The following is a 10293-nucleotide window of genomic DNA, read 5'->3' as shown; positions in this document are numbered from 1 at the left end:
AACGCGTTGCCTCTCCCGCTTGCGGGAGAGGTCGGAGACGCGAGGCGGCTCCGGGTGAGGGGAGTTTGTCGAGGCCGGGGCCAGCCCTCACCCGGTCTCGCTGCGCGAGCCCGACCTCTCCCGCGTCCGGCGGGAGAGGCAACACGAAGGCGCTTGGCATTCTGTCGTTCCTCGGCCGGTTGCCCTCCGGTCCCGCCGATGCCGCGTTCCCCTGCCGGGTGCGGAGCGCGCTGTGCCATGGCTCGTCCTCTCGATCTCGTGTGAGGACACCATAACAGCGGATTTCCGGATTTGCAAACCGTCTAGTCGGTTTTTTTGATGGCTGCCGACCGGCTTCGAGACGGGCGGGCGGAGGCCGGCTTCGCGGTCTCCGCGAGGGCGGACCAGCGCGCATCGTCGATCAGGCGGTCGAACAGCCGGTCGCGCTCCTCGGCGGACAGGGGGCAGGTTCCCAGCAGCGTCGTCATGTGCAGGCCCCTGGCCGCCATCCAGCGCAGCACCGCCAGCTCCGGATCGGCGGCCTCGGCCTTGACGGCCTCGAGCGCCTCGGCCTCCGCCGCGCGGTTGATCGAGAGAAGGTCGGGGTTCTCGGCCACGGCGCCGAGGATGGCGAAGAAGGCCGAATGCGGCGTGGCGATGGATTCGCGCAGCGTCGCGATCTGCGCTTCCAGGATGGCGCCGGGCTTGTCGGGGCCGATCTCGGCCAGGTATTCCCGGGTGAACTTTCCGAAGCGCTCGGTCAGGTGTTCGAGCAGGGCCGTCACCACCGCTTCCTTGGTGCGGAAGTGGTGCATCACCCCGCCCTTGCTGATGCCGCTTTCGCGCGCGATGGCGTCGAGCGTCAGCCGCCCGGGACCGTCGCGGGCGATGATGGCGAGCGCCGCCTGGATGGCGGCATTGCGGGATCGTTCCGAACGGGTGGCGTTGTCCATGCTCTCTCACAAGGCCGAGACGGCTCCAAGCCGCCGGGCGGATCCATAGAGATAGACCATGGCGTCGGCAAAAAACAGACCAATGAGTTTGTTTTTCGACGGCGCGGCCGCCAGCCGTCAGAGACCGTTTAGAAATGCACTGGCGTGAGTCGGCTGGCGGTGGTCTCGAGAACCGGAGCGCAGCGCACATTTGGTGCGTGAGCACCGGAAGCGGAGAAACCGCCGTCAGACGGCGATGGACTGCACCCCTGGACTGAGACAGAAGAATTAGGGTGACATGGGATCAGTCCGGCAACTCGTCGACATAGGTCAGCCCGGCTGCCGCGAGCGCCTCCCGCATCTTGTACATGTCGAGGCCGAGCTCGCCGGCGGCGAGCCGGGCCCGCTTCTCCGCCTCATTGGCGACGCGCTTCTCGCTCAGCGCCGCGACCTCCGCCGCCTGCGCATGGGGCACGACGACGATCCCGTCATCATCGGCGACGATCGCGTCGCCCGGCACGACATGGGCGCCGGCGCAGACCACCGGCACGTTGACGCTGCCGAGCGTCGCCTTGACTGTGCCCTTGGCCGAGATAGCGCGCGACCAGACCGGGAAGCGCATCTCGGCCAGCGCCTTCACGTCGCGGCAGCCGGCATCGATCACCAGCCCCGCCACGCCGCGGGCGCGCAGCGACGTCGCCAGCAGCTCGCCGAACATGCCGTCGGTGTTGTCGGTGGTGCAGGCCACCACCAGCACGTCGCCGGGCCGGCACTGCTCGACCGCGACATGCAGCATCCAGTTGTCGCCCGGCTGGGCCAGCACGGTGACGGCGCTGCCGGCGATCCCGGCACCGGGCCAGACCGGGCGCATATAGGTCTTCAGCAGACCCACCCGGCCCATGGCCTCGTGCACGGTCGAGACGCCGCATTCGGCGAGGCGCCTGGCGACCTCCGGCTCGACCCGGCGGATGTTGCGAACGACGACGGGCTTCATGCCAGCACCTCCAGTGCTTCCGGGAACAGGCGCTGATACGCCTCGCCATAGGTTATCGGCCGGCCCGAATTGCGGCCGCCCTGCACGCCGCGGTTCAGGGCGACGCGGGTGTAGTAGTCCCAGAGATGCTTCTGCGCCGCCAGCACCTGGAAGGCCTGGAACTTGGTCTCTCACACCTCGTCGATGTTCAGGATCACCTGCGGCTTGAAGTTGCACTGCTCCGGCTGGTGCGGCTCGAACAGGAACACCGGCGGCGCGGCGTAGCTGCGCGTCGGGTCGGGGCTTGTGCCCCGCGGCCTGGGCGATCACGCGCGCCTCCTGCGCCGCATGCGCCGCCACCGGATGGTCGAAATTGTACGGGTCCTCCATCCCGCACGAGCTGATGCATGGATTGCTTCGCTGCGCTCGCAATGACGGTTGGGGGAATCACACCGCCGCCTGCGGGTTCGTCCCGCGGCGCTCCTGCAACCGCTCGCGGATTCGGGCGGTCCGCCGGGCCTGGCGCAGCTCCTCGCGGGTCGGCTGCCACCAGCCGCGGGTCCGCTCCGCCGGCCCGGCCTCCACGCGGGCGGGCCAGACGCCGATCAGCTCCTCCAGCGCCGGCCGGCGCCAGCGGACCCAGACATAGTCGCCGGCCGCCGGGTCGGCATGGGCGTAGATGCCGGCCGGGTCGGGGACATCCGCGATCTCGCCGTCGGTCCCGGTGAACACCAGCATGCCGAACCGCTCCGTCATCACCGGCTGGTCCGGCGGCGGCAGGTCGCCGGCCAGCACCGGATAGCGGTGCCGACGGCGCTCGGTAGCCAGGATGGCGGCACGGCGCTGCCGCTCCGGGGTCCATTCGGCCAGCCGGCGCTTGCGGCGCTCCTCCGGCTCGTTGCGGCGGGCCGCGGCCTCGATCTCGGGCCAGCGCCGCCACAGCTCGTCATAGGACCGGAACGGCACGTGCCAGGTCCGCGTCTCGGCCTCCCACCAGGACCAGGGGATGGCGTGCATCTGCTCGACCACGGTGCGGGAATAGGGGGTTCGGACCAGCAGCTCGTCGCCGATCTCGAGATAGCGGCTCTCGATCGGGTCGAAGTCATGGGCGTCGCGGCCCTTGGCGTCGGCATGGTCGCCGCCGGGCGGCAGCTGCTGGGCCAGAAAGCGGGTCAGCCGGCGCTCGGCGGTGGTGCCGGGGATGAACCACACCCCCTCCGCCTCGCGCCAGCGGGCGCGCGGGAACGCCGCCATCAGCCGCTGCATCATGGCCCGGTCATAGGGCAGCCGCGCCTCGATCCCCGGCTGGTCGCCGGCGACGGGCCGGATCGTCACCCGGTTCAGGATCCGGTCGGGTTGCTGCCTGCGCATGCCGATTCAGATGGGGGCGCGGCGCCGTTCCGTCGATGAAGCCGCATCAGACAGGCCGAGCTTCTGTTTCATTTTCACAGGATTGAAACCGCTTCTTTGCCTGCGAGAGCGACTCCGAGACCTCGGAGGCAACCAGGAATGCCGCCTGTCTGTGCCTTTTCCGGCTCTTGACAGGCTCCGCCATCGCCGCCACGCTGATTTCACAAGAATGAAAAAGATCGCAGGAGGCAGGATCGATGCTGATGCGGGCCGACCGATCGCAAGCCCCCCGGGCCGCCGCCAGGGCGCATGGCCTGGCGCTGACCCGGCTGTCGCGCCGCTACGGCCCGGTCCGCGCCGTCGACGACGTGTCGCTCGACATCCCGGGCGGCGAGTTCCTGACCCTGCTCGGCCCCTCCGGCTCCGGCAAGACCACGCTCCTGATGATGATCGCCGGCTTCGTCGCGCCCAGCGCCGGCCGGATCGCGGTCGATGGCCGCGACGTCACCGCCATACCGCCGGAGAAGCGCAACTTCGGCATGGTGTTCCAGGGCTACGCCCTGTTCCCGCACATGACGGTGGCCGAGAACATCGCCTATCCGCTCCGGGTCCGCGGCGTGTCGCGGGCGATGATTGCAACGAAGGTCGCCGGCGCCATCGCCCGGGTGCGGCTGGACGGCTTCGACGATCGCCACCCCAGGCAGCTGTCCGGCGGCCAGCAGCAGCGCGTCGCCGTCGCCCGCGCCCTGGTGTTCGACCCCGACATTGTCCTGTTCGACGAGCCGCTCGGCGCGCTCGACCGCCAGCTGCGCGCCGAGATGCAGCTGGAGCTGAAGACCCTGCACCGCGACCTCGGCGCCACCTTCATCCTGGTCACCCATGACCAGGATGAGGCGCTGTCGATGGCCGACCGGGTGGCGGTGATGAATCGCGGCCGGCTGGTCCAGGCCGGCGCGCCGGACGAGCTGTACGAGCAGCCGCGCACCCGCTTCGTCGCCGAGTTCCTGGGCAAGAGCAACTGCATTGCCGGCCGCATGGCCGGCCGCGACGGCGAGTTGATCCGGCTCGAGACCGGCGGCGCCGCCGTGCTGCATCGCGGTGCTTCGACGCCGCCTCAGGGCCGCGGCGTGCTGCTGGCGCTGCGGCCGGAGAAGCTGCGGGTCGCGGCGCAGGAGCCGCGCGACATGGCCAACCGGGTGCCCGGGCGGGTGCTCGACATCGCTTATCTCGGCGCCACCCGCCAGGTGGTGGTCGGCACCGATGCCTTCGGCCCGCTGACCGCGACCGGCTTCGCCTGGGAGGCGGCGCCGGATCTCGGCCTCGGCACGGCCGCCTGGGTCGGTTGGGCGCCGGAGGCCACCGTGCTCATCGAAGACGAAGCCGACGACAGCTCGGCCTAAACAGGGGGCAATCACATGACGGCATCTCGGTATCGCGCGGATCTCGCGGCCATCGCGGCGGAGCGGTTCGCGGACGGACACATCGACCGGCGCAGCTTCCTGGCCGCGCTCGGCGCGCTCGGCGTCGCGCCGCTGCTCGTCTCCGGCCCGGCCAAGGCGGCGGCGCAGGAGGTGGTGGTGGTCAATTTCGGCGGCGACGCCGTGCCGGCCTGGGGCAAGGCCTGGGGCGACCCCTTCACCAAGGACAGCGGCCTCAAGGTCACGGTGCTGGGCGCCGAGCCGACGCCGGGCGCGATCAAGGCGATGATCGACAGCGGCAACGTGGTGTGGGACTGCACCGACGCCGACGGCTTCTACCTGCCGATCCTCAGCAAGCAGGGGCTGATCCAGCCCTATGACTATTCCAAGATCGACAAGGCTAAGGTGCGGCCGGAATTCATCTTCGACTACGGCTGCGCCGCCTACATGTACTCGACCGTCAATGCCTTCAGCCTGGAGAAGACCGGCGGCAAGACGCCGAACGGCTTCAAGGACTACCTGAACTTCAAGGACTTTCCGGGCAAGCGGGCGATCTACAAATGGCTGGTCGGGTCGCTGGAGGCGGTGCTGCTGGGGTCGGGCGTCGAGCCGGACAAGCTGTACCCGCTCGATGTGCAGAAGGCCTTCGCCATCATCAAGGAGCATCGCGACCAGTTCCTGCTGTGGGGCGGCGGGGCGGAAAGCCAGCAGCTGTTCCGCGAGGGCGAGGTGACGATGGGCCCGATCTGGTGCACCCGCGCCTCGGTGCTGGACCGGGATTCCGGCGGCAAGATCACCTGGACCTGGGACCACGGCATCGTCGCGCCCGGCGTGCTGCCGGTGCTGGTGAAGAACCCGGCCGGCCCGGCGGTGTTCGACTTCATCGCCTCGACCCAGAACCCGGAGCGGCAGGTCGAGCTTCTGAAGCTGCTCGGCAACGGCCCGGCCAACCCGGCCGCCAGCGCGAGCCTGACGCCCGAGCTGCAGAAGATCGATTGCGGCTACGAGCCGAACTACAAGCGCCAGATCCCGATCGACAGCGCCTGGTATGCCGAGAACTACGACACCGTGCAGAACGACTTTCTCGACCTGATCGCGAGCTGAGGGATGGTGGCAGCACCCGCCTTCGACAGCGCGCCCCCTTCCGTCGCCCGGCGCCGGACGCCGGCGTCGGCCTGGGGGCTGGTGCTGCCGCTGATGGCGGCGCTGCTGCTGCTCTACTTGCTGCCGCTGGCCAACATCCTGTGGATCAGCGTCACCGACCCGGCGCCCGGCCCCGGCAACTACCAGCGGCTGCTCGACTCCGGCGCCATGCAGCGGGTGCTGTGGACCACCTTCCGCGTCGCCGCCTGGACCACTGTCTGCGCCGTGGTCCTCGGCTACCTCGTCGCCTATGTCATGCTGCACGCCTCGCCACGGCACCGGGTGTGGATCACCGCCTTCGTGCTGGTGCCGTTCTGGGTGTCGGTGCTGGTCCGCGCCTTCGCCTGGCTGACGCTGCTGCGCAGCGAGGGGTTGATGAACGGCGCGCTGGCCGGGCTCGGCCTGATCACCGAGCCGCTGCCGCTGGTGCGCAACGAGTTCGGCGTGCTGGTCGGCATGGTGCACTACATGGTGCCCTATGCCGTGCTGCCGCTCTATGCCGGGATGAAGGGCATCGACCCGGCCCTCGGCGCCGCCTCGCGCTCGCTCGGCGCCGGGCCGCTGCGCACCTTCGCCAAGGTGTTCCTGCCGCTGTCCCTGCCCGGGATCTTCGCCGCGGGCCTGCTGGTCTTCGTGCTGTCGCTCGGCTTCCTGGTCACGCCCGCCATCCTCGGCGGCGGCAAGGTGGTGATGATCGCGGAATATGTCCGGCTGCAGATCTTCCAGACCGTGCGTTGGGGCGTCGGCACCATGATGGCCTCGGTGCTGCTGCTGTCCGTCCTGGCCCTGATCGCGGCGCTGTCCCGCGTCGTCGATGTCCGCCGCCTGTTCGGCGGGGGAGGGGCCTGATGCGCTGGTCCGTCCTGGTCGCCCTGTGCTGGGCCGTGCTCTTGTTCCTGATGCTGCCGACCCTGGTGGCGATGCCGCTGTCGGTGACGCCGAACCGGTACCTGTCGCTGCCGACCGACGGCATCTCCTTCCAGCATTACGCCACGCTGTTCGGCGACGACCAGTGGCGCTCGGCGATGCTGCAGAGCCTCGGCATCGGCCTCGCCGTCACCGCGCTGTCGGTGGCGCTGGGCACGCTGGCGGCGATCGGGTTGTGGCGCCTGTCCTCGGCGCTGGGCGAGCTCGCCCGGATGCTGGCTCTGGCGCCGCTGATCGTGCCGCCGGTGGTCTCGGCGCTGGCCTTCTACCGCTTCTTCGCCGGCATCGGCCTGCTCGACAGCTTCGCCGGGGTGATCCTGGCGCACACGCTGCTGGCCGCGCCCTATGTCCTGGTCACGGTGTCGGCTGCGCTGGCCTCGGTCGACCCGCGCCAGGACCAGGCGTCGCGCTCGCTCGGCGCCTCCCAGTCCCAGACCATCCGCTGGGTGATCCTGCCGCAGATCCTGCCCGGCATCCTGGCCGGCGGAGTCTTCGCCTTCCTCACCTCCTGGGACGAGATCGTGGTCACGCTCTTCATCGCCGCCCGCGCCGTCTACACCCTGCCGCGCAAGATGTGGGACGGCATCAACGAGCGGGTGGACCCGACCATCGCGGCGGCGGCGACGGTGCTATTCGCCGTCACCCTGCTGCTGGTGATCCTGCAGATCCTGCGCGCTGGCCGCGAGCCGGCGGCGACCGACCGAGAGGTTGCGCCATGACGATGACGAGCCCCGCCGCGCCGGACGGCTTCACCTGGACCCTGCCCGCCGCCTGGTACCGCGACCCGGAGCGCTACGAGCAGGAGCGCCAGCGCATCTTTGCCCGGCACTGGATGCTGTTCACCTGGTCGGGCCGGCTGCGCAATCCCGGCGACTACGTCACCGGCATGGTCGCCGGCTATCCGGTCTTCGCCATCCGGGGCGAGGACGGGCAGGTGCGCGCCTTCCACAATGTCTGCCGCCACCGCGGCGCCCAGCTGCTGACCAGGCCGGAGGGGCAGTGCCCGCGGCTGGTGGTCTGCCCGTATCACAGCTGGAGCTACACGCTGGACGGCAAGCTGAAGCGGTCGCCCGATTTCGGCTCCGCCCCCGCCTTCGACCCGCAGGAATGGGGCTTGTACCGGATCGCCGCCGAGGAATGGCGCGGCTTGGTCTTCCTGCGGGTCGCACAGGACGGGGAGGGGCTGCGCGAGTGGCTGGGCCCGATCGACGCCCTGGCCGCCGACTATCCGCTCGAGCAGCAGCACTGGTTCGCCGAGAAGAACCGCGACTGCGAGGTCGACTGGAAGACCTACGGCGAGAACTATCTCGAATGTTACCACTGCCGGACCATGCATCCCGGCCTGTGCGCGTCCTTGGACATGGAGCGCTACAGCATCGACGTACATGACGAGATGTTCCACCTGCACGCGCCGAAGCGCGACGGCGGCCTGACCCGCGGCGTGTACTTCTACCGCTTCCCGTTCCTGATGCTGAACCTCTATGACTGGGGCAGCTCGATCGCGACGCTGGAGCCGCTGGGCGCCGGCCGGCTGCGACACATCAACTGGTATTTCTTCACCGACGTGTCGCCGGAGAAGGCGGCGGAGAACCGCCAGTCGATCGAATGGTCGGCCCAGATCGTCAGCGAGGACCTCGACATCATCACCGGGGTGCAGCGCAACCTGAACGCCGGCGTCTACCAGCGCGGGCCGCTGTCGCCGAAGCACGAGCACGCCGTGCACGCCTTCCAGGACATGGTCCGCCGCGGCATGGCCGACCCTGCCCCCAGCCACCGCGCCGCCGCCGAATAGAGAGAGCGATGACCACAACGACGTCTTCCCAGCCCAATGGCACGGCGGCGGCCAAGCGCTACGACGCCATCATCATCGGCGCCGGCCACAACGGCCTGGTCTGCGCCAACTACCTGGCCCGCTCCGGCCTCAAGGTGCTGGTGCTGGAGCGCCGCAAGGTGCTGGGCGGCGCCGCGGTCACGGAGGAGATCGCGCCCGGCTTCCGCGCCTCGATCTTCTCCTACCTGATGAGCTTGCTGCACCCGCGCATCATCCGCGACTTCGAGCTGAAGCAGCACGGGCTGCAGGTGCTGCCCTGCTCGGACATGGTCTCGCCGGTGTCGAACGACGACTACATCGTCTTCTCCGACGACATGGCCAAGACCCAGGCCAGCTTCGCCAAGTTCTCGAAGAAGGACGCCGCGATCTATCCGGAGTTCGACCGCTACCTGCAGGAGGCGGCGCAGATCGTGCGCAAGCTGCTGTGGGAGACGCCGGTCGACCCGGCGCAGCGCGACTGGCGCGGCTTCCGCGACGGCGCCTCGCTGCTGTGGCGGCACCGCAAGATCGGCCGCAAGATGTACCGCATCGCCGACATGCTGAGCATGAGCGCCTACGACTTCCTGCACGAATGGTTCGAGGACGACCGGGTGATGGCGGTCCTGGCCTATTACGCCTCGATCGGCACCTTCGCCGGGCCGAAGACCCCGGGCTCGGCCTACGTCATCATGCACCACATCATGGGCGAGCATGAGGGCGCGGGCGGCTGGGGCTTCATCAAGGGCGGCATGGGCGCGATCACCCAGGCACTGGCCTCCTACGGCCGCAGCATCGGCGTCGACCACGTCACCGAGGCCGAGATCAAGGAGGTGCGGCTGACCGGCGACCGCGCCACAGCGGTGACCACCAAGGCGGGCGACACCTATTCGGCCCGGATCATCGTCTCCAACGCCAGCGCCAAGGCGCTGTATCTCGACATGATCGGCGAGGCGCATCTGCCGGCCGAGGTGCTGCGCGAGATCCGCGGCTACCGCAGCTTCTCCACCGCCTTCAAGATGAACATCGCCTGCGAGCGGCCGCCGCAGTACCGCATCCTCGACAAGGTCAGGGCCGACGGCGCGCTCGGCAATTTCAGCTACCCGACCTACATGCACATCGCGCCCGACATCGACTATCTCGAGCGCGCCTATGACGACGCCAAATACGGCTGGTACTCCAGCCGCCCGTTCCTGACCCCGGTGGTGCCGACCATCGTCGACGACAGCCTGGCACCGCCCGGCAAGCATGTCGTCAACCTGTTCGGCGGCCACGCCCCCTACACGCTGAAGGGCGGCGACTGGGCCACGGAGAAGGAGAATTTCCGCAAGACCGTGTTCGACACGATCGAGGAGTACGCGCCCGGCTTCTCCAACGACGTGATCGAGGCCCAGCTGCTGGTGGCGCCCGACATCGAGCGCATCGTGGCGCTGCCGCAGGGCCACATCTTCCACGGCGAGCTGTCGACCGACCAGCTGTTCTTCCAGCGCCCGGTCTCCGGCTATGCCGATTACCGCACGCCGTTCCGCGGGCTTTACATCTGCGGCTCGTCGATGCATCCGGGCGGCGGCGTCTCCGGCATCCCGGGCCACAACGCGGCGCGCGAGATCCTGCGCGACGTCAAGGCCCGGCGGGCGTGAGGCGGGGGCAGAGATTGGTCGACAAAAGCAACGGGCGGCTCCTCTCTTTTAAGTCCCCCCTCCCCTTGCGGGAGGGGGGCAGGGGGAGGGGTGGGGGGGGGGGGGGGCGGGGCCCCGGGGGGGG

The 10293-nt window shown here is 69.4% G+C and carries 10 protein-coding genes; 6 read left to right on the top strand and 4 right to left on the bottom strand.

Going from position 1 to position 10293, the window contains the following annotated elements; all coding sequences use genetic code 11:
* Nucleotides 1-302: 302 nt before the first annotated feature.
* The 4 genes from AAHM41_RS36285 to AAHM41_RS36270 form a co-directional block, all read right to left on the bottom strand.
* Nucleotides 303-932, bottom strand: coding sequence for a TetR/AcrR family transcriptional regulator (locus AAHM41_RS36285; protein ID WP_342241506.1), 630 nt, complete (start codon nt 930-932; stop codon nt 303-305).
* A 283-nt stretch (nt 933-1215) separates the two neighbouring features.
* Nucleotides 1216-1905 carry a 4-carboxy-4-hydroxy-2-oxoadipate aldolase/oxaloacetate decarboxylase gene (locus AAHM41_RS36280; protein WP_342241505.1) on the bottom strand — a complete coding sequence of 230 codons (690 nt, stop codon included), beginning with the start codon at nt 1903-1905 and terminating at the stop codon, nt 1216-1218.
* Nucleotides 1902-2051, bottom strand: a complete 150-nt coding sequence (locus AAHM41_RS36275; protein ID WP_342241504.1) for a hypothetical protein — start codon at nt 2049-2051, stop codon at nt 1902-1904. The genes AAHM41_RS36280 and AAHM41_RS36275 overlap by 4 nt, the downstream gene beginning before the upstream one ends.
* Nucleotides 2052-2331: 280 nt before the next feature.
* On the bottom strand, nt 2332-3255 hold the full coding sequence (locus tag AAHM41_RS36270) for a hypothetical protein (RefSeq protein ID WP_342241503.1): 924 nt from the start codon (nt 3253-3255) through the stop codon (nt 2332-2334).
* Nucleotides 3256-3491: 236 nt separating this feature from the next.
* On the opposite strand from AAHM41_RS36270, the gene AAHM41_RS36265 reads away from it, so the two are divergent.
* The 6 genes from AAHM41_RS36265 to AAHM41_RS36240 are packed head-to-tail and all read left to right on the top strand — an operon-like array spanning nt 3492 to nt 10169.
* Nucleotides 3492-4634 (top strand): ABC transporter ATP-binding protein, encoded by a 1143-nt coding sequence (locus AAHM41_RS36265; protein ID WP_342241502.1) that lies wholly within the window; start codon nt 3492-3494, stop codon nt 4632-4634.
* A gap of 15 nt (nt 4635-4649) precedes the next feature.
* Entirely contained in the window at nt 4650-5756 is a 1107-nt protein-coding gene (locus AAHM41_RS36260; RefSeq protein WP_342241501.1) for an extracellular solute-binding protein, read from the top strand.
* A gap of 3 nt (nt 5757-5759) precedes the next feature.
* A complete protein-coding gene (locus tag AAHM41_RS36255; RefSeq protein WP_342241500.1) occupies nt 5760-6644 on the top strand; it encodes an ABC transporter permease in 885 nt (294 codons plus the stop codon).
* The gene (locus AAHM41_RS36250; RefSeq protein WP_342241499.1) at nt 6644-7441 is read left to right on the top strand and encodes an ABC transporter permease; all 798 of its coding nucleotides are present in this window, start codon (nt 6644-6646) and stop codon (nt 7439-7441) included. The genes AAHM41_RS36255 and AAHM41_RS36250 overlap by 1 nt, the downstream gene beginning before the upstream one ends.
* A complete protein-coding gene (locus AAHM41_RS36245) occupies nt 7438-8514 on the top strand; it encodes an aromatic ring-hydroxylating oxygenase subunit alpha (RefSeq protein WP_342241498.1) in 1077 nt (358 codons plus the stop codon). Before AAHM41_RS36250 ends, AAHM41_RS36245 begins: the two co-directional genes overlap by 4 nt.
* Before the next feature lie 8 nt (nt 8515-8522).
* Complete coding sequence (locus AAHM41_RS36240; RefSeq protein WP_342241497.1) at nt 8523-10169, top strand: phytoene desaturase family protein; 1647 nt, start codon at nt 8523-8525, stop codon at nt 10167-10169.
* Nucleotides 10170-10293 lie beyond the last annotated feature (124 nt).

Source organism: Inquilinus sp. OTU3971 (assembly GCF_038440215.1).
This window is presented reverse-complemented; position numbering and strand designations above follow the sequence as displayed.

Bases quoted from the DNA above. Each gene is read 5' to 3' on its own strand.
- AAHM41_RS36285 (WP_342241506.1), bottom strand. From the start codon at position 932: ATGGACAACGCCACCCGTTCGGAACGATCCCGCAATGCCGCCATCCAG.
- AAHM41_RS36280 (WP_342241505.1), bottom strand. From the start codon at position 1,905: ATGAAGCCCGTCGTCGTTCGCAACATCCGCCGGGTCGAGCCGGAGGTC.
- AAHM41_RS36270 (WP_342241503.1), bottom strand. From the start codon at position 3,255: ATGCGCAGGCAGCAACCCGACCGGATCCTGAACCGGGTGACGATCCGG.
- AAHM41_RS36265 (WP_342241502.1), top strand. From the start codon at position 3,492: ATGCTGATGCGGGCCGACCGATCGCAAGCCCCCCGGGCCGCCGCCAGG.
- AAHM41_RS36260 (WP_342241501.1), top strand. From the start codon at position 4,650: ATGACGGCATCTCGGTATCGCGCGGATCTCGCGGCCATCGCGGCGGAG.
- AAHM41_RS36255 (WP_342241500.1), top strand. From the start codon at position 5,760: ATGGTGGCAGCACCCGCCTTCGACAGCGCGCCCCCTTCCGTCGCCCGG.
- AAHM41_RS36250 (WP_342241499.1), top strand. From the start codon at position 6,644: ATGCGCTGGTCCGTCCTGGTCGCCCTGTGCTGGGCCGTGCTCTTGTTC.
- AAHM41_RS36245 (WP_342241498.1), top strand. From the start codon at position 7,438: ATGACGATGACGAGCCCCGCCGCGCCGGACGGCTTCACCTGGACCCTG.
- AAHM41_RS36240 (WP_342241497.1), top strand. From the start codon at position 8,523: ATGACCACAACGACGTCTTCCCAGCCCAATGGCACGGCGGCGGCCAAG.